The organism is Actimicrobium sp. CCI2.3, from assembly GCF_035019065.1.
Classification (GTDB): Bacteria; Pseudomonadota; Gammaproteobacteria; order Burkholderiales; family Burkholderiaceae_D; genus Actimicrobium.
In genome coordinates, this window is record NZ_JASJWR010000019.1 from 68,831 (window position 1) to 92,089 (window position 23,259).

General features: G+C 59.5%; 27 protein-coding genes. 13 read left to right on the top strand and 14 right to left on the bottom strand.

What is annotated here, in order from left to right:
- Positions 1–28: 28 nt before the first annotated feature.
- The 4 genes from QN370_RS12045 to QN370_RS12060 all read right to left on the bottom strand — a co-directional run bounded on the left by QN370_RS12045 (position 29) and on the right by QN370_RS12060 (position 2,193).
- Positions 29–1,036 carry a toprim domain-containing protein gene (locus QN370_RS12045; RefSeq protein ID WP_322127068.1) on the bottom strand — a complete coding sequence of 336 codons (1,008 nt, stop codon included), beginning with the start codon at positions 1,034–1,036 and terminating at the stop codon, positions 29–31.
- A 75-nt stretch (positions 1,037–1,111) separates the two neighbouring features.
- Positions 1,112–1,438 (bottom strand): hypothetical protein, encoded by a 327-nt coding sequence (locus QN370_RS12050; protein ID WP_322127067.1) that lies wholly within the window; start codon positions 1,436–1,438, stop codon positions 1,112–1,114.
- A gap of 10 nt (positions 1,439–1,448) precedes the next feature.
- Positions 1,449–1,688 (bottom strand): hypothetical protein, encoded by a 240-nt coding sequence (locus QN370_RS12055; protein ID WP_322127066.1) that lies wholly within the window; start codon positions 1,686–1,688, stop codon positions 1,449–1,451.
- A 13-nt stretch (positions 1,689–1,701) separates the two neighbouring features.
- Positions 1,702–2,193 carry a hypothetical protein gene (locus QN370_RS12060; RefSeq protein WP_322127065.1) on the bottom strand — a complete coding sequence of 164 codons (492 nt, stop codon included), beginning with the start codon at positions 2,191–2,193 and terminating at the stop codon, positions 1,702–1,704.
- Between the two features lie 89 nt (positions 2,194–2,282).
- Between QN370_RS12060 and QN370_RS12065 the strand changes: the two genes are divergently transcribed.
- From QN370_RS12065 to QN370_RS12120, 12 genes are all read left to right on the top strand, one after another.
- Positions 2,283–2,471 carry a hypothetical protein gene (locus tag QN370_RS12065; RefSeq protein WP_322127064.1) on the top strand — a complete coding sequence of 63 codons (189 nt, stop codon included), beginning with the start codon at positions 2,283–2,285 and terminating at the stop codon, positions 2,469–2,471.
- 153 nt (positions 2,472–2,624) lie between these two features.
- Positions 2,625–2,981: a hypothetical protein gene (locus QN370_RS12070; RefSeq protein ID WP_322127063.1), complete on the top strand. Its 357-nt coding sequence runs from the start codon at positions 2,625–2,627 to the stop codon at positions 2,979–2,981.
- A 185-nt stretch (positions 2,982–3,166) separates the two neighbouring features.
- Positions 3,167–4,393 carry an ABC transporter substrate-binding protein gene (locus QN370_RS12075; protein WP_322127062.1) on the top strand — a complete coding sequence of 409 codons (1,227 nt, stop codon included), beginning with the start codon at positions 3,167–3,169 and terminating at the stop codon, positions 4,391–4,393.
- 92 nt (positions 4,394–4,485) lie between these two features.
- Positions 4,486–5,355 (top strand): branched-chain amino acid ABC transporter permease, encoded by an 870-nt coding sequence (locus tag QN370_RS12080; RefSeq protein WP_322127061.1) that lies wholly within the window; start codon positions 4,486–4,488, stop codon positions 5,353–5,355.
- A gap of 8 nt (positions 5,356–5,363) precedes the next feature.
- Complete coding sequence (locus tag QN370_RS12085; protein ID WP_322127060.1) at positions 5,364–6,338, top strand: branched-chain amino acid ABC transporter permease; 975 nt, start codon at positions 5,364–5,366, stop codon at positions 6,336–6,338.
- Positions 6,335–7,090 (top strand): ABC transporter ATP-binding protein, encoded by a 756-nt coding sequence (locus QN370_RS12090; protein ID WP_322127059.1) that lies wholly within the window; start codon positions 6,335–6,337, stop codon positions 7,088–7,090. The genes QN370_RS12085 and QN370_RS12090 overlap by 4 nt, the downstream gene beginning before the upstream one ends.
- On the top strand, positions 7,083–7,784 hold the full coding sequence (locus QN370_RS12095; protein ID WP_322127058.1) for an ABC transporter ATP-binding protein: 702 nt from the start codon (positions 7,083–7,085) through the stop codon (positions 7,782–7,784). Before QN370_RS12090 ends, QN370_RS12095 begins: the two co-directional genes overlap by 8 nt.
- Before the next feature lie 46 nt (positions 7,785–7,830).
- On the top strand, positions 7,831–8,613 hold the full coding sequence (locus tag QN370_RS12100; protein ID WP_322127057.1) for a GntR family transcriptional regulator: 783 nt from the start codon (positions 7,831–7,833) through the stop codon (positions 8,611–8,613).
- A 44-nt stretch (positions 8,614–8,657) separates the two neighbouring features.
- Positions 8,658–9,956 carry a 3-isopropylmalate dehydratase large subunit gene (locus QN370_RS12105; protein WP_322127056.1) on the top strand — a complete coding sequence of 433 codons (1,299 nt, stop codon included), beginning with the start codon at positions 8,658–8,660 and terminating at the stop codon, positions 9,954–9,956.
- Positions 9,953–10,441: a 3-isopropylmalate dehydratase gene (locus QN370_RS12110; RefSeq protein ID WP_322127055.1), complete on the top strand. Its 489-nt coding sequence runs from the start codon at positions 9,953–9,955 to the stop codon at positions 10,439–10,441. Before QN370_RS12105 ends, QN370_RS12110 begins: the two co-directional genes overlap by 4 nt.
- On the top strand, positions 10,438–11,835 hold the full coding sequence (locus QN370_RS12115; RefSeq protein WP_322127054.1) for an FAD-dependent oxidoreductase: 1,398 nt from the start codon (positions 10,438–10,440) through the stop codon (positions 11,833–11,835). Before QN370_RS12110 ends, QN370_RS12115 begins: the two co-directional genes overlap by 4 nt.
- A 13-nt stretch (positions 11,836–11,848) precedes the next feature.
- On the top strand, positions 11,849–12,706 hold the full coding sequence (locus QN370_RS12120) for an isocitrate lyase/PEP mutase family protein (RefSeq protein WP_322127053.1): 858 nt from the start codon (positions 11,849–11,851) through the stop codon (positions 12,704–12,706).
- 74 nt (positions 12,707–12,780) lie between these two features.
- Here the strand turns inward: QN370_RS12120 and QN370_RS12125 are convergent, their stop codons facing one another.
- The 7 genes from QN370_RS12125 to QN370_RS12155 form a co-directional block, all read right to left on the bottom strand.
- Positions 12,781–13,965, bottom strand: coding sequence for an acyl-CoA dehydrogenase (locus tag QN370_RS12125; protein ID WP_322127052.1), 1,185 nt, complete (start codon positions 13,963–13,965; stop codon positions 12,781–12,783).
- Between the two features lie 73 nt (positions 13,966–14,038).
- On the bottom strand, positions 14,039–15,151 hold the full coding sequence (locus QN370_RS12130; RefSeq protein ID WP_322127051.1) for a CoA transferase: 1,113 nt from the start codon (positions 15,149–15,151) through the stop codon (positions 14,039–14,041).
- 46 nt (positions 15,152–15,197) lie between these two features.
- The gene (locus tag QN370_RS12135) at positions 15,198–16,124 is read right to left on the bottom strand and encodes a polysaccharide deacetylase family protein (RefSeq protein WP_322127050.1); all 927 of its coding nucleotides are present in this window, start codon (positions 16,122–16,124) and stop codon (positions 15,198–15,200) included.
- A 48-nt stretch (positions 16,125–16,172) separates the two neighbouring features.
- Entirely contained in the window at positions 16,173–17,279 is a 1,107-nt protein-coding gene (locus QN370_RS12140; protein WP_322127049.1) for a porin, read from the bottom strand.
- Positions 17,280–17,407: 128 nt separating this feature from the next.
- Entirely contained in the window at positions 17,408–18,319 is a 912-nt protein-coding gene (locus QN370_RS12145) for a polysaccharide deacetylase family protein (RefSeq protein WP_322127048.1), read from the bottom strand.
- Positions 18,319–19,005 carry an isochorismatase family protein gene (locus QN370_RS12150; RefSeq protein WP_322127047.1) on the bottom strand — a complete coding sequence of 229 codons (687 nt, stop codon included), beginning with the start codon at positions 19,003–19,005 and terminating at the stop codon, positions 18,319–18,321. Before QN370_RS12150 ends, QN370_RS12145 begins: the two co-directional genes overlap by 1 nt.
- Positions 19,006–19,323: 318 nt before the next feature.
- Positions 19,324–19,542, bottom strand: a complete 219-nt coding sequence (locus QN370_RS12155) for a hypothetical protein (RefSeq protein ID WP_322127046.1) — start codon at positions 19,540–19,542, stop codon at positions 19,324–19,326.
- 363 nt (positions 19,543–19,905) lie between these two features.
- Here QN370_RS12155 and QN370_RS12165 point away from each other — a divergent pair, with 363 nt between their 5' ends.
- Positions 19,906–20,673 (top strand): DUF1845 domain-containing protein, encoded by a 768-nt coding sequence (locus QN370_RS12165; RefSeq protein ID WP_322127045.1) that lies wholly within the window; start codon positions 19,906–19,908, stop codon positions 20,671–20,673.
- Between the two features lie 122 nt (positions 20,674–20,795).
- On the opposite strand, the gene QN370_RS12170 is transcribed toward QN370_RS12165, so the two are convergent.
- From QN370_RS12170 to QN370_RS12180, 3 genes are all read right to left on the bottom strand, one after another.
- Complete coding sequence (locus QN370_RS12170; protein ID WP_322127044.1) at positions 20,796–21,545, bottom strand: nucleotidyl transferase AbiEii/AbiGii toxin family protein; 750 nt, start codon at positions 21,543–21,545, stop codon at positions 20,796–20,798.
- The gene (locus QN370_RS12175; RefSeq protein WP_322127043.1) at positions 21,542–22,159 is read right to left on the bottom strand and encodes a type IV toxin-antitoxin system AbiEi family antitoxin domain-containing protein; all 618 of its coding nucleotides are present in this window, start codon (positions 22,157–22,159) and stop codon (positions 21,542–21,544) included. Before QN370_RS12175 ends, QN370_RS12170 begins: the two co-directional genes overlap by 4 nt.
- Before the next feature lie 97 nt (positions 22,160–22,256).
- A complete protein-coding gene (locus tag QN370_RS12180) occupies positions 22,257–22,607 on the bottom strand; it encodes a hypothetical protein (protein WP_322127042.1) in 351 nt (116 codons plus the stop codon).
- Positions 22,608–23,259 lie beyond the last annotated feature (652 nt).

Genomic DNA, 23,259 nt, shown 5'->3' on the forward strand with positions numbered 1-23,259 from the left:
CACGGAACAACTGAAGTACTTCACTGACCTAGGCGGCCTGATCGACGTCGCGAGACCTGGCGCACCAGACATCCGCCCAGTCGTTACCAGAGACTTTCGGCACGAATACCGACACCTGCCGCGCGCCCGTCCTCTTTTGCTCCTTCTTCAGTCGACGCGCCAACGCGAACGCGCAGGCCTGACCGTCGAAATCAGCATCGGCATCGTTGTCCGCATAGACGCACACGCGACGCACCGTCTCCGGTAGCCATAACCGCTCCAGATTTCCTGCCGCGATGGCAGACCAAACTGGTTTGCCTGTCGACAGATGCACTGCGAGCGCAGTTTCGATGCCCTCGGTAATCGCCAGCTCGTCGGTCGCGGCGAACAGACGAACCGCTGCGCCGTTAATACCAGCGCTGAGCACCCGCTTCGAACTCCGGCCAAATGCTTTGTGGCCGTCGCGCAGATAGGTCCGGTGCAGCGTGATGCCATGGCCGTCGCTGCCCTGTATGCACGCCAGCATCGCAGGGCACTCACCGACCTTGCGCGATTTACCGGCGCCGTCTTTCTCGTAATACGCCAGCGCCGGATGGCACCGTAACGTGCGCGGATAGTCGGCGAACTGCAAGCCACGGCCAGTCAGATAGCGATCAACTTCGTCGCCAGCTTTCACCGGTTCGGCCTCCTGCCACAGACGACGCGCCAGCAACTTCATCCGATCAGACGATGGCTCGGTCGGCCGCGCCACCAGTGCCGACGATTGACCACCGACCAGGCTTTCAACGTGCCGGTAAGCAGTCACGAAATCCCAGCCGAAGACGTGTCTGAGCAAGGCAAAACCGTCGCCATGTCCGCAACCCCGGCAGTAATAATCGCCCTGCCCGAACTTGTCGGTGTATTGAAATCGATCCTCGCCGCCGCAGCCCGGACACGGACCGTTGCGCCTGTTCAGGATCGCATCGCTAACCCCGAGCGAGCGCAACAGCTCGCTCCATCGCCCGGATGCGCGCCGTTTAATTTCTTCGACACGCGCCTTGAAATCATGAGGTTCCATGGTTGAATCCTTTCAATCAAAAAGCGGGGCACGCTCCCCTGCGGAGCAATGCCCCGCAGGGGGTGGAGACAGCAATCAATCCGCCAGCATCGGCGTGAACAGACAACCGACACGCAGCGCACTGCCGAGGCTGTGCGCTTGAAACGCCTGCGGCTTCAGGACCATCGTGCACAGCACGTTGTCGGCGTCATCAAGACGTTCGACCCGATAGACATCCGGATGCCACTGCACGCGATACGCCAGCCTGTCAGCGCTGGCAACGACGAACTTGCGACCGGGCCGACTGGTCACGACTTCGCACTCCTTGATCAGGTACTCCAGATGCAGCAGCGAGTGCACCGGCACCAGTTCGGCACAGACCGGAAAGCGACCTGTGTTGCGTTGATAAAAACGGGCATCCATCGTGTTCTCCTCATTGGTCAGGAGCGGCGCACCGGGGAACCGGATCAGGTTCGTTATCCCGGGCAGCGCGGGGTGGGACATCGGACGATGCAAGCCTCGATAAACGGCATCTCGGCGTTGTGCGCATCGCTTCTTCTGCTGCTTCCATGGCCAGCGCATCGTCGTGATCGAGACGACCAACCAACCCGAATACGAGGACGAGCGCCAGCACAAACAACCAGACCTGCACGATTGGCAAAACGGTTTTCATGAAGTCACCTCCGTCAATTGGTGTTCATTACAGGGCCAGTCGCGAACAGGTCGCTCTGAGCCGAACATCCTCGAACCGCTTCGTTGATGCGCTGCGGATTTTTGGCCAGCAGTGCCGACACGTGGTCCGGACTCCTGTCGAAGGCTGCGCGCACCCACGCGGGATAACGATCTAGGCTCTCGTACAAACCTGCGAGCAATTCTTCACGACAGCTTTCGCGCAGTTCCTGCGCATCGAACCGGGCATGGTTCGGATCAGTGGACCGACCGACCAGCGCCACGCAACGCGCAAAACTGAAGGGCGCGTCGTCCTTGTCGGGATCGGCGTAGATCCATTGCAGGATGTCGAGACGCTCATCCAGCGGCGTCTCGGGATCGGCCAACTTGGCGCACTCGTCGAGTAATAAAAAATGCAGCCGGATGATCGCGTCATCAGTCCAGCTAACCGATGTCGCATCGTCGACGTCGAACTGGGATAAGCCCGTGGATGGGCATGAATTGGTCATGATTGCCTCTCAAAGAAATGCGACAGGCAACGCGCTGCCCGGTCGGGGACGCAATGCCCCCGCGGGGTGAAGGAAGGCCGGCAAGGCCGGTGAAAAACAACGTCAAGTGCTGGCTTGAAACGATGACGACACGCGTCAACCGGATGGCGTGCCAGCGACCACCCAAAAAAACTTTCGGCGGGCGAGCACGCGCGCACCTCGAAAATTTTTTTGATCAGGAACAAAAATGGAAGGCCACGATGGTGGCCGGGAGGACGCCGGTGTCACGGCGTCATTGAAGGAAGGGCTTGCCGGAGATATCTGACTGCACAGGGCTAGCTGCTGTTGGACTTGAATCTAGACGCCGACAAAGGCACCGTCAAGTGTACCCACCGAAAGTGCGGTGTACGGAGCGGCTTTTCGGGTGGGCGGATGACGCCCGTGGCATCACGATGATCGCGTCAACCACACCGTCTGCACAGGCCTGCGCAATGTCGGATAACGGAAAACTCAACGACCGCATCATCGCCCGTGAAGGCAAGCAGGACTACCTTGCACGGGTTGAAGCACCGCGCAAACGCGTCCCGGTTCTGCTCGCCAGTCCGGAAGCCAAACGCCTGTTCGCGCGTTTTTTTGATTCGATGCAACTGCACACTAATTTCATTTCCAACATCGCCCGCTCGCGCCTAGCTGCCGACGATATCGAGCAAGTCGAGGCACTGATCAACCACAACCATGCACGATCACTCGCCAACAGAGACAAAGCGGCCTGCGTCACGAGATGCCACAGCAATCACGGCTGCTCTTAAATACACCTTCAATGAAACACGCTGTCGAGCCGACGTACAGCCCACTTTTCTAGGTTGCATCCTGTCGTCCAATAATATTTGGACACCTTGCTTGACACGTTCGAATTCATGGGCGATAGTCTGCACACATTGTTCTATTGATAGAACATTAGAAGTTTATCCACCTAGTCCTTTGAGGAAATCCCATGACCGCTATAAATAGCCCTTCCCGTCGATTGATCCTCAAAGCAGGTGTGGCTGGCGCTGCCGGTCTGGCAGCCGGCGCTCCTAGCCTGCTGTTCGCGCAAACCAAGACAATCAAGATCGGCCTGCTTCATCCGGTCAGCGGGGTACTTGCCTATAACGGTGGCCAGGCCAGACTGGGCGGATTACTGGCTATTGAAGAAATCAATGCAGCAGGCGGTATCAAATCCATGGGGGGTACCAAACTGGAAGCGCTGCTCGGCGATTCACAGTCGCGTCCGGAAGTAGGCGTCTCCGAAGTCGAGCGCATGCAACAGGATGGCGTATCGGCCTATGTCGGCTGCTTTTCGAGCGCCATCGCTCTGCCCGCGACTCAGGCGGCAGCGAAGTACAACACGCCGTTCATGATCGACGTCGGCGCATCCGATGCGCTGGTGGGACGCGGCCTGAAGAATGTGTTCCGGCTGGCTCCAGGTAATGACAAATGCGTCATCGATGCCTTCAATGCCTTCTCGGCAGTCAATACCGCCAACGGTAGCGTGGCCAAGTCCGCTGTCATCGTTCATGAAGAGTCCGAATTCGGTACCAGTACTGCCAAGATTTTGGCAGCCCGCCTAAAAGGCATTGGCATCGAAGTCAAGGATGTATTCAAGCATGCGACGCCAACACGTGATTTCTCCAACATGGTCTTGCGTATCAAGTCGCTCAAGCCCGACGTGGTGATCATGTGCAATTACCAGAACGAATACGTGATGCTGGCGCGTACGCTGTACCGTCAGAAAGTCAAGCTAGCCGGACTGTTCACGGTACTGGGTGGCGGCTTCAACTTCAAATTTATCAAGGAAATGCCTGAGGTGGCCCAGTACACGCTGGACTTCAATCACTGGTACAACCCGCGTGATCCAAAGGCCCTCGCCATGCGCCGAGCCGTCGAAGCCAAGGGCAACATGTTCAGCTTTGAAGTCTATTGCGCCTACAACGCCGTCAAGTGCTATGCCGACAGCGTCGAACGTGCCGGTACAGCCGACAAGGAAAAAGTCATCGCCGCGTTGGGTGCGAGCACCTGGTCCGATCACTTCATGCCGTATGGTCCGACCCGCTTTGTCAACGGACAAAATGAAGGCGGTCAGGCTGTGCTGCTACAAGCATCTGCAACCGATATTCAAGTCGTTTCACCCAGCGAGTACGCTCAGGCCAAAGCGATCTTTCCCCGCCCTGACTTCAGCTAGGTTGTTTCGGACGTCACGGTGTTGACGTCCGGTCATGAGTCCGCTGCAGTCGACGGACTCTTTTTATTTACCCGAACGTTAAGGGTTTCCAGGTGGATTTATCAATCATTGGCGCCGCTGCAATTAACGGACTGCTACTTGGCGGAATTTATACGCTGGTCGCTTCCGGACTGACCCTGATTTACGGCGTGCTGCACATTATCAATTTTGCCCACGGCAGCATGCTGATGCTGGCGATGTACGGCGTCTATTTCCTGCTCACCAAGCTGGGTATCGATCCCTACCTGTCGGTACTCATCATGGTCCCGGTCATGTATGCGGCCGGCTATCTGCTGTACCGCTTCGTGATCGGAAAATTCTCCAGCGGCAAGGATGAGAACATCCTGCTGATCACGCTCGGCCTGTCGATCCTGCTCGAAAATCTGGCGCTGATGTTTTTCAAGGGCGACTCCCGCACCATCTCGGTCGACTACCTCGACCGCATGGTCGACCTCGGTCCGGCCATGGTGTCGCTGCCCAAGCTGATTTCATTCGTCACTGCGATGGTGCTGTGCGCGGTGCTGGGCCTGGTGATACAGCGAACCGACATGGGTCGATCGATCCGTGCGGTAGCCCGCGAAAAAATGGGCGCGCAACTGGTCGGCATCAACGTCGAACATGTATTTGCGATGGCCTACGGTATCGGCCTGGCCACCCTGGGCGCAGCAGCTTGCCTGCTGATGCCGATCTTTTATGTCGCGCCTAGTTCCGGCCACGCCTTCGTCATGGTGGCCTTCACGATCGTGGTACTCGGCGGTATGGGAAGCTTCCGCGGCGCCATCATCGGTGGGCTGATCGTCGGCCTGACCGAATCGTTCGGCGGGCTCTTTCTGGGTGAAAGCCTGGGCCAGATCGGCATCTCGCTGATCTTCATCCTCATCCTGTTATTCCGGCCTGCAGGTCTGTTTGGAGTACAACGATGAGCATACCGATGAAGTCGAGAACCCCGCGCAACGGCTGGCTGCTGCATGTATCGCTGCTGGCCATTGCCGTCCTCTTTCCCTTTGTTTTTCCCTCCAGCTTTGCGCTCAACCTGGGCGTGCTGGCCCTGTTCTATGCCTTCATCGGCCAATCGTGGAATGTCTCCGGCGGCTTTGCCGGCCAGCTGTCATTCGGCCACGTCGCCTTCTTCGGTGCCGGCGCGTATGCCGCCGCGATCGTCCAGCTACGCTGGGGCATGTCGCCGTGGCTTGGCTTGCCGGCGTCGGCACTGGCCGGCGCGGCAGTCGGTGCCTTCATCGGCGTGCTGTCGTTCCGGGCCGGGCTGAAAGGTTCGTACTTCGCTCTAATCACGCTGGCCTTTGCCGAGGTGCTGCGCATCATCAGCAACTCGGTCGAATTCACCGGCGGCGGTCTGGGCATGCTCATTCCGATGAAGGCCGGCACCGCCAACTTCCAGTTCGCCGAACGGATCGGCTTCTATTTTGTGATCCTGGCCATGACGGTCGGTTCAGTCGCCGTGGCGCTGTGGCTCAAGCGCTCGCGCTTCGGGGCCCACCTCGCGGCAATCCGCGAAAACGAAGACGCTGCGCGGGCGCTGGGCGTCAACGTATTCGCCGAGAAGGTCAAGGTCCTGATCCTGTCGGGCGCGATGTGCGGATTGGGCGGCTGCTTTTTCACGCAGTACTACCTGTACATCGACCCGACCATCGTCTTCGGCCTCGACAAGTCCGTCGAGATGCTGCTGGTGACGATGATAGGCGGCGCGGGCACGGTCTACGGCCCGCTAATCGGTGCACTGCTGCTGGCCGGCATGAGCGAACTGACCCGCTCGCTGACCAGTATCCAGGGCTTGTCGCTGGTGCTGTATGGCGCGCTGCTGATCGTCATCATCGCGTTCCTGCCCAACGGGCTGATCGCACTGTTCAAGAAGCGCACACCGCGCCTGACCAAGGACACCAAATGATGCTCAAGGTAACCGGATTGACGAAAATTTTCGGTGGTCTGCGCGCGGTCGACAACGCCACCATCGAGGTCGAAGAGGGGCGCATCGTCGCACTGATCGGCCCCAATGGCGCCGGCAAGACCACGCTGTTTGCCTCAATCGCCGGCTTTCTGCCACCAGATGGCGGGCAAGTCGAGTTGATGGGTGAAAATATCACCGGCCTGCCGGTCCACCAGATTGCCCGACGCGGCATGGTGCGCACGTTCCAGGTCACCCAGCCGCTGGCGCGACTCACTGTCCACGAAAACATCGCGGTCGGCGCATTCCAGCGTTTTCACCACCGCGACGAAGCCTGGGAACATGCGCGCAGCATCGCCGACATCGTCGGCATGCGCCACATGCTGGAACAACCTGCGTCCGACCTCACGGTGGCCGGCCGCAAGCGCCTGGAGCTGGCGCGCACTCTCGCCACCGGTCCGAAGCTGCTGTTGCTCGATGAAGTCATGGCCGGCCTGAACCCGTCCGAGATTCTGGAGATGATCACCATCCTGCAAACCATCCGCGCCAGCGGCGTGACGATGCTGCTGATCGAACACGTGATGCGCGCAGTGATGAGCCTGTCCGATCATCTGTACGTCCTATCCTACGGAAAAATCATTGCCGAGGGCAATCCGCAGACAGTGGTCTCGAACCCGACCGTAATCGAAGCCTATCTGGGTCGCGGCGCTGCCGCACAAATGGCCCTTGCCGCCGAAGGAGCATCCCATGCTTGAGATTCGTGCACTCCATGCCGGCTACGGCACTGTCGAAATCCTGCGCGGCATCGACCTCGATGTCGGCAGCGGTGAGATCGTTGCAGTCCTAGGTAGCAACGGCGTCGGCAAATCCACGCTCAATAAAAACATCTCGGCGCTGCACCGGCCTTTTTCGGGATCGATCCGCTTCATGGGTGAAGAGCTGGTCGGGCTGAGTTCGTCCGAGATCGTACGCCGTGGCGTCATCCATGTCCCGGAAGGAAGACGAGTCTTCCCGAACATGAGCGTGCGCGACAACCTCGAACTGGGCAGTCTGGTACGCGGCAAGCCGCGCCGCCGGCAGAATCTGGATAAAGTCATCGGTATTTTTCCGCGTCTGCAGGAGCGCTTCAGTCAACTGGCTGGCACCTTGTCTGGTGGCGAGCAGCAAATGCTGGCGATCGGGCGCGGCATGATGTCGGAGCCGCAGCTATTAATCATGGATGAGCCATCGCTGGGCTTATCGCCACTGCTGGTCGAAGAAATGTTCGCACTGATCCAGAACCTCAATAAAGAAGGCCAGGCAATCCTTCTGATGGAACAGAATGCCGTTCAGTCACTCGCCATTGCTAGCAGGGCATACCTATTCGAGAATGGCTCAGTTGCCATGCAGGGTCGCGCTTCGGACCTAGCCGGCAATCCGGACCTGCGCAAAAACTACATGGGATTGTGACGCGTTTTACTGGCCCGCCTATTGACTCTAACTGATAAAAAATTGTATGACGACCGGACTCCCTCTCCCCAAGTATCACCAGATTTATCTGGTCCTGCGCGAGCAATTACATGAAGGCCATTTCACCGCCGGACTGCCATCCGAAATGGTGCTGAGCAAGCAATTCAATGTCGGGCGCGTGACGATACGTCGCGCACTCGAACAGCTCTCCGCCGAGGGGCTGATCGTGCGTGAGGCGGGACGCGGAACCCGGCCCGCGCCAGCGCGCACAGCCGTCCTTGCCGGCAACGAAAAAGTAGCCGAAACAAGGCTGACCGGACTACTGCAAAACATCGTCACGATCAGCCGGCGCACCACGCTCAAGGTGCTCTCATCGAGCACCGTGGTCGCGTCGCATGCGGTCGCCGAAGCCTTGCAGATTCCGGCCGGATCACCGGTACGCAAGGTCGTACGCCGCCGCAGCCTCAAGGAAGGACCGGTGTCGTACATCACCAGCTACATTCCGGTCGAACTGGCCAGCCAGTTCAGCCGGGCCGACCTGGCGCAAAAGCCGATCCTGCAATTGCTGGAAGAGTCCGGCATCGCGCTCGGCCGGGCGCAGCAGACCGTCTCTGCTCGCCAGGCCGACGTGATTGTGGCAGGCGTGCTCGGCGTCTCGATCGGTACCGCACTGCTGTCGGTACGACGCATCGTCTACGACACCAACGACCGGCCAGTGCAATGGCTGCAGGGCCTGTACCGCCCCGATCGTTACGAATACCTGATGGATATCTCGCAGGTTGGCAATATCAATGCCCGGATTTCCGTCAAGGAGCACCTGTCCGACTGAGGTCCAGGCACCCGCATCATCCGTTTTAAAAGGTCAGGATCTGCATGACAAACACTGCACTCAATGCCGCACTGCCAGCCCGCACGCTGGCGCAAAAACTCCTCGCACGCGCCGCAGGCAAATCGCACGTGATGCCGGGAGAGATCGTCAACTGCCAGGTCGATCTCGCCATGTTCCACGACTCGTCCGGACCGCGCCGGCTCAAGCCCATGCTCGATGAACTCGGCGCGACTATCTGGGACAAGTCGAAAGTGGTGCTGGTGATGGATCACTACGTCCCGGAGCAGGATGACGATTCGCGCCGCATCGTGCGCATTGCGCGCGACTGGGCACGCGAGCAGCAACTGCCGCATGTCTACGACAGCGTCGGTATCTGTCATGTGGTTGTGCCGCAAAAAGGCCATATCCGGCCCGGCATGTTCTGCGTTGGCGGCGACTCGCATTCGCCGACCGGCGGAGCCTTTGGTGCCTACATGTTCGGCATCGGCAGCACCGAAATGCTGGGCGTGATGGTGACCGGCGAACTGTGGGTCAAGGTGCCGCATACGCTGCGTATGGCATGGAAAAACAAACTGGCAGCGGGCGTTACGGCGAAGGACATGATGCTGCACATGATCGGTCAGCTCGGCATGAATGGCGGTCAATACCAAGCCGTAGAATTTTGTGGCGAAGCGGTACAGGCACTATCCATGCAGGAACGCATGACCTTGTCAAACATGAGCGCGGAAATGGGGGCGCAAGTCGGCCTGATCGCGCCCGATGCAACCACGATGGCGTGGCTGGCGCAAGCCGGGGTGCCCGAGAACGAGATGCCGGACCCGGCCGAGTGGTTCACCGACGCCGATGCCGACGTCACCACCCACGCCTACGATGCTGCCACGTTGGCACCGCAAGTGGCCGCGCCGCACAGTCCGGCCAATACCGCCGGAGTCGGGACCTTTGCCGAGGTCAGCATCGATGTTGCCTACATCGGTGCCTGCACCGGTGCCAAGCTCGATGACTTGCGTGCGGCTGCACAGATTTTTCGGGGCCAGCAGGTGGCGCGCGGCGTGCGCCTGATGGTCGCACCCGCCAGCCAGCACGATCAACAGATCGCCGAACAGGAAGGCATCATGCAAGTGCTGCGCGAAGCCGGTGCCGAAGTACTGCCAACGACGTGCGGTGCCTGCGCCGGTTACGGCGGATCGATCCCGGAAGGCGCGACTGTGATCGCCACTACCGCTCGTAATTTCAAGGGCCGGATGGGATCAGCCACTGCGCAGGTCTATCTAGCGTCGCCGTACACGGTGGCTGCGTCGGCATTACGCGGACGGATCACAGACCCGCGCGGGATGGTCTTATGAGCAGCCATCGCGTCTGGAAACTCGGTGCCGACATCGACACCGATGCGCTGGCACCCGGTGCCTACATGAAACTCGGCATCGACGGGATTGCCCCGCACTGCCTCGAAGCAGTCCGTCCCGAATTCGCTTCCGAAGTACGACCCGGCGACGTGATCGTGGCCGGTGCCAACTTCGGCATCGGGTCGTCGCGCGAACAAGCCGCCGCTGCGCTGGTCAGGCTTGGTGTTCGCGCAGTCATTGCGCCGTCGTTTAGCGGTCTGTTTTTCCGCAATGCCTTCAACCTCGGCTTGCTGCTGCTGACCGTGCCGCAAGCGACCGTGCTCGACGAGGCCGAACTGGTCACGCTGGACCTGACGGCCATGACGCTCACCTCGGCATCAGGAAAGGTTTTCATGATCGAACCCATACCGGAATTTTTACGCGCGATGGTCGATGCGGGTGGACTGCTCAACCAGCTTCGGCTTCGGCAAGGAGCGCCAGCATGACGCCGGTACGGGTCATCCGTGGTCAGGCGTTGCCGACCACCGACCACGTACCGGTGGTCATCATCGGTGCTGGTGCCTGCGGTCTGGCAGTCGCCATCCGCTTGCGCGATAGCGGAATCGATTGCGTGCTGCTGGAACGCGATGCACTACCGGGCGGCTCAACGGCACTGTCATCCGGATTCATTCCGGCCGCAGGTTCCGCGCTACAGAAACGCCTCGGCATCAGCGATTCGCAGACCACCTTCAGCGAAGATATCCAAACCAAGGCACATGGCGACGCCGCACCGCATCTGGTGACAGCGTACACCGCCGCCGTGGTAAGGGCGATCGATGCGCTCGAACAGCAGCATGGCTTGCCGTTCGAGGTGCTCGACGGCTTCCTGTATCCCGGCCATCGCGCGCGACGCATGCACACTGTGCCGGAACGCACCGGCATTGCCCTGATGACGCGACTGGAACAGGCCGCCACGACAGCGGGTGCCGACATTCTCACCAATGCGGTGGTCAGCGAACTATGGATCGATGTCGATGACGTGATACAAGGCGTCGGCTACTGCCATCCGGGCGGCGCACTCGAGTACCTGGCCTGCGACCTGCTAGTCGTTGCCTGCAACGGCTTTGGTGGCAATGCGTCGATGGTCGGCGACCTGCTGCCAGCGATGCGCGACGCGACGTTTGCTGGCCACGCCGGTAACGACGGCAGCGCGATTACGTGGGGCATGCAGCTGGGCGCACGTCTGGCCGACCTCGGCGGCTACCAGGGCCACGGTTCATGGGTGACACCTCAGGGCGCGCTGATGAGCTGGGCCGTGATGATGGCCGGCGGCGTGCAACTCAATGCCAATGGTGTGCGCTTCCATGACGAGACCGCCGGCTATTCGGAAGCCGCGATCCACGTGCTGGCTCAACCGGGCGGCATCGCCTGGAATGTCTTTGATGGGCCCTTGCTGGAGTTGGCGCGCGAGTTTCCCGACTTCGTCGAAGCCGAGCAGGCCGGTGCCGTCAAGCCGGCCGCCGATATTGCTGCGCTGGCAACGCTGATTGGCTGCGACGCCAGCGCCCTGCATGTGACGCTAGCGGCGATGCAACCGGGCGATGATGACGACGCTGCCGGACGTCGATTCCAGCGTGCGTTGGTCGCACCGTATTACGCAGTCAAGGTCACTGGCGCACTGTTCCATACGCAAGGCGGCCTCGATATCGATGCGCATTGCCGCGTCCTGCGAACCGACGGCAAGCCCTTCCCCAACTTGCTCGCTGCCGGCGGTGCCGCGCGCGGCGTCTCGGGCAATGCAGTCTGGGGCTACCTGTCCGGCAACGGCTTGCTCAGTGCGATCGGCGGCTGGCTCGCTGCGGAAACCGCCGCCACGCAACTGGCCTCCCCTCCCCACTGACCCAAAGGATTCCATGCACAGCTCCCTGCAACAACGCCTGCAACAACCGAGCGCCCTGCTGGCACCGGGCATCTACGATGCGTTCACGGCGCTGGTCGCCGAACAGGCCGGCTTCGAAGCGCTGTACCTGTCAGGTGCCTCGATTGCCTACACCCGGCTGGGCCGCTCCGACATCGGCCTGACCACCGCGACCGAAGTGGCCGACACGCTGGCGCGCATCACCGAACGCGTGACGATTCCGGTCATCGTCGATGCCGACACCGGCTTTGGCAATGCCCTCAACACGATGCGCACCGTCAAGGCTTTCGAGCGCGCGGGCGCGGCCATGCTGCAACTCGAAGACCAGACATTCCCGAAACGCTGCGGCCACCTCGACGGCAAAGGCGTCATCCCGGTCGCCGAGATGTGCGGCAAGCTCAAGGCCGCGCTCGATGCCCGCACGTCATCGCAGACGCTGATCATGGCGCGCACCGATGCGCTGGCGATCGAAGGATGGGACGCCACGATGGCGCGGGCCGAGGCCTATCTGGACTGCGGCGTCGATGCGCTGTTCATCGAAGCGCTGCGCACGCCGGAGCAGATGGCCAGCGCCTGCCGCCAGTTCGCCCATCGGATTCCACTACTGGCCAACATGGTCGAGGGCGGCAAGACGCCCGTGCACAGTGCGGCCGAACTGGGCGAGATGGGTTTTCGACTGGTCATTTTTCCAGGCGGCACCGCACGCGCAGTCGCGCACACGCTGCAAAAATACTACGCCAGCCTGCACACGCATCAAAGTACGTTGCCGATGCAAAAAGAGATGCTGGACTTCGACCAGCTCAATGAACTGATCGGCACGCCTGCCTTGCTGGAACTGGGTCAGCGCTACTGACACATCAACGGCCGGACATGAAAAAACGCCGTTCAGCCTCAAGCTGAACGGCGTTGTCGTATCCGGCAGACCGGTTAGCTGAAAGCCTGAATCCCTGTCTGTTCGCGTCCGAGGATCAGCGCATGGATGTCATGCGTTCCCTCGTAGGTGTTGACCACCTCGAGATTGACCATGTGCCGGATTACGCCGAATTCATCGGAGATGCCGTTCCCGCCCAGCATGTCACGCGCCACCCGTGCGATGTCGAGCGACTTGCCACAGGAATTGCGCTTCATCATCGAGGTGATGGCCGGCGCATCGATGCCCTCGTCCTTCATGCGACCGAGACGCAGGCAACCCTGCAAGCCCAGCGTGATTTCAGTCTGCATGTCAGCCAGCTTTTTCTGGATCAGCTGGTTGGCGGCGAGCGGACGACCGAACTGCTTGCGGTCCAGCACGTACTGGCGGGCGATATGCCAGCACGATTCGGCGGCACCGAGCGCGCCCCAGGCGATGCCGTAGCGGGCCGAGTTCAGGCACGTGAACGGTCCTTTCAGACCACGGATATCCGGGAAGGCATGCTCTTCAGGACAGAACACGTTGTCCATGACGATCTCGCCGGTGATCGATGCGCGCAAGCCGAACTTGCCGTGGATCGCCGGTGCCGACAAACCGATCGCGCCTTTTTCGAGGATAAAACCACGGATCGCGCCCTCGTCATCCTTGGCCCAGACCACGAAGACATCGGCGATCGGTGAATTCGAAATCCACATCTTGCTGCCGCTCAGCGCATAACCGCCAGCGACCTTGCGTGCACGCGTGACCATCGAACCGGGATCTGATCCGTGGTCGGGTTCGGTCAGACCGAAGCAGCCTATCCATTCGCCACTGGCCAGTTTCGGCAGGAATTTCTGACGCTGCGCTTCAGTGCCGAATTCGTAGATAGGCACCATCACCAGCGACGACTGCACGCTCATCATCGAGCGGTAGCCGGAATCAACGCGCTCGACTTCGCGCGCGATTAATCCGTAGCTGACATAGCTCAGACCAGCACCACCGTACTGCTCCGGGATGGTCGGTCCGAGCAGACCGAGCGCGCCCATTTCGCGAAAGATGGCCGGATCGGTGGTCTCGTTGCGGAAGGCATCGAGGACGCGTGGTTGCAGCTTGTTCTGGCAGTACTCGTGCGCGGCGTCGCGCACCATGCGCTCTTCATCGTTGAGTTGCTGGTCCAGTAGCAGCGGATCATCCCAATGGAAGGAAGTCGCGAGGTGCTTCATGCGGGGCATATCGTTCAAGGTAAACCTTTCAGTAAGTGGGGCAGACAAAGACATTCAGTGGGGGTCACGGCAACTAGGCCGGTGGCAGTAATCGGTAAGTCGCCGGCGTACGACCAAGCCGGATCGGCGAGGCAATCCCGCGATAGCCGCCGGGCATGTGCACGACCATCTCGCGGTGCACGGTATGCGGATGCTCCAGCGCAGCGGGCACATCAAGGATGGGCGCACATGGCACGCCGGCCTGCATCAATTTTTCGGACAGCAGCGTGCTGTCCCAGGTTGCCAGCAGGCCGATCAACACCGGTCGCAAATCAGCCCGGTTGGTGGTGCGCGATTTCGCGTCGACAAACGCAGGCTGCGTGGCCAGTTCCGGTTGACCCAGCACGGCACACAAACCCTGAAATTGCCGGTCGTTGCCGACAGCCAGAAAGATGGAATCGGTCGCCGTCGGGAACACATCGTAGGGCGTGATATTCGGATGCGCATTGCCGGTCCGCTGCGGCGTCTTACCGCTGCCGAACCAGTTGGCTGCATGCGGATGCAGCAGCGACAACCCGCTGTCGTACAGCGCCGCCTCGACAAATTGTCCACACCCGCTACGCGAGCGCTCTTGCAGTGCGAGCAGGATGCCGATGACCGCGTGCAGTCCGGTGACCATGTCGACCACCGGCACACCGACCCGCAACGGGTCGCCACCGGCTTCGCCATTGACGCTCATGATGCCGGACATGGCCTGAATCGCCGCGTCATAACCGGGCAGCGCACCAAGCGGGCCGCTGGCACCGAAGCCGGTCACGCGGCAATGCACCAGGCGCGGAAACTGCGTCGCCAGCACGTCCGCTCCCAGCCCCCAGCGTTCCAGTGTCCCGGTCTTGAAATTCTCGATCAGGACATCCGCATCCGCCAGCAATCCGAGCAGCGTCGCGCGGCCTGCTTCCTCGGAGAAATCGAGACGCATGCCACGCTTGTTGCGGTTGATCGCCAGATAGTAGGAAGCGACACCGTCCTCGAACGGTGGCCCCCAGGTGCGGGTATCGTCGCCACCGGGCGGTTCGATTTTCAGGACATCAGCACCGTGGTCGCCCAGAATCTGGCCGCAATACGGACCACCCAGTATCCGCGACAGATCGATGACGCGGATGCCGTCGAGCGCCCCGGTAGACGTGTCGGCAGTCGTGATGTTCATCGGCGCTCCGGTAACGGATACAACGAAAGGCGAGCAGGACAAGTCATCAGGCTTGCGCCTCTTTCCAGGCATCGAGGATCTCGCTGCCGGTGGCGGCCCAGACACCGTCGTGCTGCATGATGTGCGCCAGCGCTTCTTCAAGCGCTTTGATCCGGTAGGGCTGGCCGATGACCCAAGGATGCAGCGAAATTGCCATCACCCTGCCGCCCTGCGTGGCCGATTCGCGGTACAGGTAATCGAACTGGTCGCACAGCTGGTCGCGGAAATCGTCTTCGCTGTGGTGGTTCTGGACCAGAATCGTATGGTCGTCCATGTCGATCGGATGCGGCATTGCATGCAGCGCACCGTTGGCCGTGTGCAGCGGGTACGGCATGTCGTCATTGACCCAGTCGCAGACATAGTCCATACCGGCTTCGCCGAGCAAATCGAGCGTCGCAGCGGACTCCGATTTGGCCGGCGATAGCCAGCCGCGTATGGCCTGGCCGGAGGCGTTACGCAACAACGCGAGCGTGCTGTCGATGAGCTTTCGTTCGTCCTCGATACCAAGACCTGCATGGTGCAAATGATCCATGTCCTGACCGCTGGCAATGATTTCCCAGCCGCGCTGCGTGCATTCATGAAGCAGTGCCGGATAGCGCGCGGCGACGGCAGCGTTGATCGCCACCGAGGCACGGATGCCATGTCGGTCAAGTGCCTGCATGACCCGGAAAATTCCAACCCGGTTGCCGTAATCGCGCAACGTGTAATGACGCAGGTCCGGGTAGGCAGTCATCATTGCACCGGGCGGTTTGAAGGGAACACTCTTCATGTCGAGCGGAAACCACTCCAGCGCCGGGATGACCCAGAGCGCGACACGCGCGCCGTTGGGCCACACGACCGGCTTGCGGGTCGGCAGTGTCGACCAGTCATAGCGGGTGTGGTCCATGCCGTAATGGCGTTGTGGGTACTCAAGATAGGTGTCTGGCAAACTCATCAGATTCTCGATTCCTGTCAGGTGTGAAGTGGATGACGTGGCGGCCGGTCAGAATGCATGACGCACACCGAACGACAAGGCCTTCGGGCTGGCACCACGTTCGCCGGCAAAATTCTGCGCAGCAGTGCCGGCCCACAAGACCGCCGCCGAGCGGGAGTTATTCGTGATCTGGCCGTAGCTGGTGTAGAGCACGGTACGCTTCGACAGCGGATGCTCCAGCGTCATGCCAAGCGTGGTGCCGTAGCCGCGTTCGCCGTTGTAATCAAAGCGGGTCCGGAACGCCTGCGCGATCAGTGTGTTAGCGCCGAGCGGGATGCGCGTACCGAGCCAGTACGTCGCGGTGCTGGCCACGGTGGTTGGCAGCACGACCTTGTTGGCTTCCGACGGATTGAAACGATAGTAGCCGGTGAAAACGCGGGCCACGCCAAAATCATAGGCACCGCCGACCATCGCTTCCTCCTGCCAGTCGGCAGAAGCACCGAGCGGAATGTCGCGGGCATATTGCCGGAACCGGGTCATGCTGGCCGTTGCCATCCACGGTCCGGCGGCGTAGGTCGCACTGCCGCCTAACAGCCGGCCGGAGCCAATGGCATTTTCGTCACCGGCTGCGACCATGGCGCGCAGGACTAACCCGCCGGTGTTCCAGGTGCCCATCACCGAATTGTTGATCCGCCCGGTTGCCTGGTGGCCACCGTCGCCAGCGACGGCGTTCGGACTTTGAAAGGAGCCGTTGCCGGCAACCTGGGTATTGCCCCAGTAGGTTTGTCCGCCCGGATCAGCCGTCACCAGCGCGATATTCATCGGCGAATACTGCCGACCGGCAGTCACCGCCCAGCCACTTGTTGATGACACGCCCACCCATGCCTGACGTCCGAATAGCAGACCACCCTGCTGCAAGCCGCCGGTATCCGACGAGAAGCCGTTTTCCAGCAGGAAGTTGGCGCGCAGGCCGCCACCAAGATCTTCGGTGCCGCGAAACCCGAGCCGGCTGCCATTGCTCACACCGGAGTCAAGGCCGAACGTCTTGCCCTTCCCGTTGCCCGGTCGCGCGACCGTGACCGCCGAATCGATGATCCCGTAGATCGTGACGTTGCTCTGTCCATGGACCGAAGTCAACGGCAACAACAAGCCGAATAGTGGCATCAGTTTCTTCATGAGTGTGTCTCCTCTGTAGGACATAACCAGGCGCAGGCGCATGGCGTGGAATCCCCGCAGCTCGCACCGCCAAGACGGACGGTGCGGGAAATACGGATCGGCTCGGGCAGTCTGGGCTGCCCGTAAAATCAGGGGGCGTTGCCGACGCGCTGTGCTGCGGCGTTAAAGGCATCGAAGTGATGCTCGCTGAAGTGCTGGGCGATTTCGCGCCCGGTCGCCAGCCAGACCTTGTCGTGGCTGGTGATGTACGACAGCGCTTCTTCGAAAGCGGCCATGCGATGCGGCTGTCCGACCAGATACGGATGCAACGGAATGCACATCACGGTGCCGGATTGTTCGCCTTCTTCGTAGAGACGGTCGAACTGCCGCTTCAGGATTTCGGCATAGCGTCGGGGCTGGACCAGGTTGACGTTGTAAGCGATGGTGTCGTTCATTTCCAGCGAATACGGCAAGCTGATCAACGTACCCTGCTTGACCTTGACCGGCGATGGCTGGTCATCGTGAAACAGGTCACAGACATACGTCAGGCCCATCTCGGCGACCAGGTCGAGCGTGTTTTCGGTATAGGTCAATGCCGGTGCCAGCCAGCCATCGAGCTTCTGGCCGGTGTGCTTTTTGATCGTGTCGATCGAGTCCTGGATCACTGCCCTTTCCTGCTCGATGCTCATTCCGGTCAGGTAGCGCGTGTTGTAGGTGCCGTGCGAATAAAACTCCCAACCGTTGTCGACGCAGGCACGAATGACTTCCGGGTGGTGCTCGCACACGGCCACGTTGAGCGACACGCTGCCGCGCATGTTGCAGCGCTTCATCGCTTCGAGCATGCGCCAGAAACCGACCCGGTTGCCGTAGTCGCGATAGGAGTAATTGAGCACGTCGGGCGTCGGCCGGGCCCAGGCTGCGCGCGACGGATTTTTCGGCGGATCGAGTTCGTAGAATTCGATGTTGGGGGCGACCCAGAAAGCGACCCGTGCACCGTTCGGCCAGGTGATTTTTGGCCGCTCGTTGTACGGCAGGTAGTCGTAGAGGGCCGGGTCGCGCATCACCGCCGTGCCCCGGCTGAAGGTGCCAGCACGCTCAATTGGGCAAGGGTTTCTTCGACCGACAGCACATCGGCGTACTTGATGGCCATGTCATACAGGTTCGAAAAATGCGGTGCTTCGTGTTTGTCGGCGACACACTCTTCCGGCACGATCACGCGAAAGCTGCGTGACAAACTATCGACGACTGTTGCGCGCACACAGCCTGATGTCGATCCGCCGGTAAGGACTACCGTATCGACGCCGTGAAAGTTGAACACCGACCCGAGGTTGGTTTCAAAAAAGACCGACGCCATGCGCTTGTTGATGATGATGTCGCGCTCGTAATCGATGTCGAGGCGATCATCGAATTCGGCACGGCGGCTGCCGACCTTGATGTTCTGCAGCGAGTCCGGCGTATCGGTACGTGTGCCCCAGACGCCGCAATCTTCGCCCGATGCCATGTAGGCGACGTAGGTCCAGACGACCGGGAAGTTTTTGGCGCGGAATTCGCGGGCCAGTGCGTTGACGTATTCGAGTTGACGCGGGTCGGTTTCATACGCGGTGGCGAACTCGCCGACACAGGTATACGCCTTTTGCAAATCGATGTTGATCAGAGCCGGCTTGTTGCCGAACCTGAAACGCTTGCGGGTCGGGTTGGCCTTGAGCGCGGCATACAGTTGACGTGCGGTCAGTGACGATGATTCCATTTCTTCTGTCCTCCAAGGATGATAAACAGGCTACCCAAAATAACCTGGCCGGCGCTCTGTTCGGCAGTGCAGGCGAGGCGTGCAATGCGTCAGATCAACCTGTCTTTTTTCCATCATGCATTCGGCGTATTGTCCTGTCAATAGAACATTTAAGAAAAAACTGTCCGATGAAATCCATTGCGATACTTCAGAGTAGCTTGTGATGATGTTCGCACCGGCACCCCGCGCAATCGCCCCACATAAGCACATGGTCTTGATGATGTGGTGCAGTCACGCACCACAAGGTCGTGACTGCACGCGGGGCCAATCCGCTGGTGGCTAGCGATTGCCCAGCAGTCGTCCGAGGTCGGCGACAGGCAGGTCGGGCGAGCCGTCCAGAAGCAGGTCAATCAGGCCCTGCTGCTGCCCTGTCGTGTAAAACGCGGCGGTGTTGGCGAGGAACTTCGTCTTGATGTGGCAATCACCGCCAATCTCGGCTTTGAGGTGTGACCATCTGTTTTCGGCGACACCAAGATCACTACTGCACTGCTTGACCAACTAACCATTACTGCCATCTCGTTGAAATGGGTAATGATTTTTATCGATTCCGACACAGCGAATCAAGCCGCAAAAAAACCAGCAGAAAAAGGGGATTCAGAATCCCTACCAAAAACCTTATCCACAGACGGTATGTAATTTAAGTGCAATCAGGTTGGGGCATTTTTAGGTGGGGATCGTGATGCACTTGTAAGCGGTTCGTGTCAGCACGAGCTTTTGGAATGAAATCTGGACGGCGAAAACGGTCTCGTTCAGACCATCCACCGAAAGCTCGGTATGCAGAGCGGCTTTTCGGGTGGGCGGATGCACGTCCGTAGCATCACGATGATCACCTGAATCACACCGTCTGCACAGGCCTGCGTAATGTCAGATAACGGAAAACTCAACGACCGGATCATTGCCCGCGAAGGCAAGCAGGACTACCTCGCACGCGTTGAAGCGCCGCGCAAACGCGTCCCGGTTCTGCTCGCCAGCCCGGAAGCCAAACGTCTGTTCGCACGGTTTTTTGATTCGATGCAACTGCATACCAATTTCATTTCCAATATCGCCCGCTCGCGGTTGTCATCCGATGATATTGAGCAAGTCGAGGCACTGATAGCGCACAACATTTCGCAGTCGCTCATCGATATGGACAAGGCACTGGCCGATGCCGAAGCGCTGTGCAAAGCCAATCACATTTCCGAATTCGCCGAATATGCGCAGGACCCGCTCGACGAGCACGTCGGTGTCATCTCGTCCCTGTCACGCCAGTATCTGGATCTGATCGTGCGTTTTGATCAGGTTATGCCGATGCTGGCGACGCTGGAAATTGATGGCCTTGTCAGGAAACGAGAACTCGATGCGCGTATCGCGCAATGCAAAAAGCTGGTCAAGCGGATCGCGTATTCGACGCGTGAATTGGCGAATGGGGTGCGGCGGCGGATGAACCAAATGGCGGAAGATGTGGCTTTGCCGAAGGAAGCAGCAGGCACTAATATCGAGATGCCACGGCCAATAAAAAAGCAGTTATTCCCAAATGGCGATTCGATGACGTTGAAGGTCAATGACCAGTTTGAACCGAAGGACAAGGACGACCTCAGCAAGGGTTCCACGCCCGACAGTATGTCGGTTGTGCTGACATCACCGAACTGATCCGCATGGCTCGCTTGCGCCCCAGCTCAGATGACCCCGACAGTCTGAAACTTGCGGCGCAATCCATGAACAACATCTGCCAGCAAGATGGGATCAAGTCGGTTCTTTTTCAGAAATGCCTTCTACTGCGTTTGCTTGGCTACATCGTCTGCAAAGGTGTCGGTGAACCCGATGGGCACCGTGGACGGCATGGCCGTTTTGCGGCGTGCAAAGGTAGCTTCAATAGCCAGGCGCATTGCTGACTGTTCGAGCGCCGGGTCGTCCAGCAGCACCCACAAATCGAAGTAATCCTTCATCCGTGTGTTGGCCAACCCCAGCAGGCACACTGCATGGAATTTTTCGGCAACAACTGTGCATTTCGGATAAGCCCGCATCTGCGGTGCCGGAAAATCTTTCAGCAGGACCGGGTAGCTGATCGGCAGCGGTGCCGGAGTTACTGCATCACCGAACCCGATGTCAACTTGCAGCGCGATGCGCGCACCATCCAGCGTTGCCTGCAGGTCGATCCGCACACCGCCATAGCCTGCCTCCTTGCGGATGATCGCCCCCTTGACTGAATCGGGATCAAACACCACGCCGTCGTCGGCAGGCGTCAGGCAAATTTCCCGAAAAGTCTTGACCGCCGTGTCGACGTCATCCGGTCCAAAACCCAGAAGATCCGCATCACGGGTGGGCCGGTGAGCAACGTCGTACCAAAGCGTGAACAGCAACGCCCCCTTGAGCAGAAAATTCGCGGCGTGTTCGGAAACAGACAGCCGGTAAAGGAGTCGTTCGAGTCCGTAGTGCGTGAGCGTCAAATTGAAGTCTTGCTTGGTCGCGTCCGCATGTTGTTTCAAACGTGCTCGGACCGATGCCGCCAAATTTCGGCTCATGCTGTCACGCTTTCCAGATACGGGCGCATGACATTGGCCACGCGGTCAACAGTGGCGAAATGCCAGATTTCATCCATGGTGAATTTTCGTCGTGCCCAGCCATCTCGCAGAGCTTCCAGGGCAACGTCAAGACCGATCTTGTTGCGGTATTTGAAGCAGTCCGCCACGGTTTTTGCAGCGTTAAATACCGGCACGCTCACGCCATCGACCGACACATGTTCAATGCCCGCAGTAAATGCCAACCCTGACATGTGCACGGCGCGAATTTTGGGTTGGTCAAGCCGTGGAATGGGCGACCGATGTCCAATGGCGAGCCAGACCTCAAAAGGTGCCTGTGTCCCGATGTCATGCACGCGTAGTGCCGAGAGCAGACAAACCACCCCCTGCGGTACACGCAGCGCTACTTCCGCCAGGGATCGGTGTTCGCTGATGGCCTGCCCTGGCAGTCCATAAACCCCTCGAGCAACTCGTTCGAGTTTTCTTGCTGCAACCAGTCGGCTGAGCACCATGGTCGGCAGGTCCTGCTGCGCTAGATCCCGAGCACGCAGCAAGGTCCTTTCCCTAGCAAGTTCCAGAACAGCTTGCTCATGCGTGTAATTTGGAGGATTTATCATGACATGAGTGTGTTGCGATATCTAAGCATTTGTCAACAATATACAGGCAATAGCAACATATCAAGCTCACACTCCCTCATCCTTTTTGGCGGAGTCATTATTTCAGGGGGTGCTTGACTACTACGTCAACGTCATCTCGTTCCTTTCGCGTCAAGCGGATCGCGTATGCGACGCGGTAACTGGCGAATGGGATGAGGCGGCGGATGAACCAACTTGCGGAAAATGCGACTGCGCCGAAGAGAGCGGCAGGTACTGATATCAACACAACACGGCCAATAAAGAAAGCGCCATTCGCCGATGGCATTTCGATGAGTTCGATAGTTAAAGACTCGGTTGAACCGAACGACAGCGAGGACCACAACGAGGGTTCCACGCTCGGCAATGTGCTGAATTTGGCTACCGTCGTTCCTAAAACCTGATCCCACAAACCTGCGCCTTCCTTCATCATGCGTGGGGACCATCAATCACCGATGCCCGCAGTATGCAGGCCCTGGCTCAGCACCATCGGTGGTATTGCCGAAGGTGTTACTCCTTGCCTCTCTCTTGGCGATTGCAGCCAAGTCGCAGTAATGCGACGTTCGCAAAACACTCGAAGTTCATTCAAATCACACCGATAAGCCCGTTACATATTGGCCTTTTTCGGTAGGCCCCAATGACAAATGGAGGTAATCTGACACCCGGCATGGCGCTCCCCGGAAATATTCCATCGCCACGTAGCCAGTCGATACCTGCCCTCACTCAGATGGTCTGTCACGCAACCTGTCTCACCTTGGCTCAAGGTAAGAGCACCCTGCGGACGACTTGAACCATGCGTCGTGAATAATCTGTTTTTCGCTCACGAATTGTCATGCAACCTCGCCACCTGTAATCAGAGACAGTCCCGCACGGCACAAGCAAGCCTTGCACTATCCGGCACAGGACAATCATCGCTATCAACAAAACACATTGAGAGGCAGCCATGCATCAGAAGATCACACAGCCCGGTCCTGGCGTAACGGCCAATTGGAAAGAGAAGATACATGCCATCGGCATAGGGGCGGCCAGTATAACTGGCCGATCCCCTGCCACACCACCCGGCGTGCGGGTCCGCACCGGGCGGT

What these genes read in the sequence shown, in the direction of transcription:
- QN370_RS12045 (WP_322127068.1), bottom strand. Translation starts at nt 1,036, where the DNA reads ATGGAACCTCATGATTTCAAGGCGCGTGTCGAAGAAATTAAACGGCGC.
- QN370_RS12050 (WP_322127067.1), bottom strand. Translation starts at nt 1,438, where the DNA reads ATGGATGCCCGTTTTTATCAACGCAACACAGGTCGCTTTCCGGTCTGT.
- QN370_RS12055 (WP_322127066.1), bottom strand. Translation starts at nt 1,688, where the DNA reads ATGAAAACCGTTTTGCCAATCGTGCAGGTCTGGTTGTTTGTGCTGGCG.
- QN370_RS12060 (WP_322127065.1), bottom strand. Translation starts at nt 2,193, where the DNA reads ATGACCAATTCATGCCCATCCACGGGCTTATCCCAGTTCGACGTCGAC.
- QN370_RS12070 (WP_322127063.1), top strand. Translation starts at nt 2,625, where the DNA reads ATGATCGCGTCAACCACACCGTCTGCACAGGCCTGCGCAATGTCGGAT.
- QN370_RS12075 (WP_322127062.1), top strand. Translation starts at nt 3,167, where the DNA reads ATGACCGCTATAAATAGCCCTTCCCGTCGATTGATCCTCAAAGCAGGT.
- QN370_RS12085 (WP_322127060.1), top strand. Translation starts at nt 5,364, where the DNA reads ATGAAGTCGAGAACCCCGCGCAACGGCTGGCTGCTGCATGTATCGCTG.
- QN370_RS12090 (WP_322127059.1), top strand. Translation starts at nt 6,335, where the DNA reads ATGATGCTCAAGGTAACCGGATTGACGAAAATTTTCGGTGGTCTGCGC.
- QN370_RS12095 (WP_322127058.1), top strand. Translation starts at nt 7,083, where the DNA reads ATGCTTGAGATTCGTGCACTCCATGCCGGCTACGGCACTGTCGAAATC.
- QN370_RS12100 (WP_322127057.1), top strand. Translation starts at nt 7,831, where the DNA reads ATGACGACCGGACTCCCTCTCCCCAAGTATCACCAGATTTATCTGGTC.
- QN370_RS12105 (WP_322127056.1), top strand. Translation starts at nt 8,658, where the DNA reads ATGACAAACACTGCACTCAATGCCGCACTGCCAGCCCGCACGCTGGCG.
- QN370_RS12110 (WP_322127055.1), top strand. Translation starts at nt 9,953, where the DNA reads ATGAGCAGCCATCGCGTCTGGAAACTCGGTGCCGACATCGACACCGAT.
- QN370_RS12115 (WP_322127054.1), top strand. Translation starts at nt 10,438, where the DNA reads ATGACGCCGGTACGGGTCATCCGTGGTCAGGCGTTGCCGACCACCGAC.
- QN370_RS12120 (WP_322127053.1), top strand. Translation starts at nt 11,849, where the DNA reads ATGCACAGCTCCCTGCAACAACGCCTGCAACAACCGAGCGCCCTGCTG.
- QN370_RS12125 (WP_322127052.1), bottom strand. Translation starts at nt 13,965, where the DNA reads ATGAAGCACCTCGCGACTTCCTTCCATTGGGATGATCCGCTGCTACTG.
- QN370_RS12130 (WP_322127051.1), bottom strand. Translation starts at nt 15,151, where the DNA reads ATGAACATCACGACTGCCGACACGTCTACCGGGGCGCTCGACGGCATC.
- QN370_RS12135 (WP_322127050.1), bottom strand. Translation starts at nt 16,124, where the DNA reads ATGAGTTTGCCAGACACCTATCTTGAGTACCCACAACGCCATTACGGC.
- QN370_RS12140 (WP_322127049.1), bottom strand. Translation starts at nt 17,279, where the DNA reads ATGAAGAAACTGATGCCACTATTCGGCTTGTTGTTGCCGTTGACTTCG.
- QN370_RS12145 (WP_322127048.1), bottom strand. Translation starts at nt 18,319, where the DNA reads ATGCGCGACCCGGCCCTCTACGACTACCTGCCGTACAACGAGCGGCCA.
- QN370_RS12150 (WP_322127047.1), bottom strand. Translation starts at nt 19,005, where the DNA reads ATGGAATCATCGTCACTGACCGCACGTCAACTGTATGCCGCGCTCAAG.
- QN370_RS12165 (WP_322127045.1), top strand. Translation starts at nt 19,906, where the DNA reads ATGTCAGATAACGGAAAACTCAACGACCGGATCATTGCCCGCGAAGGC.
- QN370_RS12170 (WP_322127044.1), bottom strand. Translation starts at nt 21,545, where the DNA reads ATGAGCCGAAATTTGGCGGCATCGGTCCGAGCACGTTTGAAACAACAT.
- QN370_RS12175 (WP_322127043.1), bottom strand. Translation starts at nt 22,159, where the DNA reads ATGATAAATCCTCCAAATTACACGCATGAGCAAGCTGTTCTGGAACTT.
- QN370_RS12180 (WP_322127042.1), bottom strand. Translation starts at nt 22,607, where the DNA reads ATGATGAAGGAAGGCGCAGGTTTGTGGGATCAGGTTTTAGGAACGACG.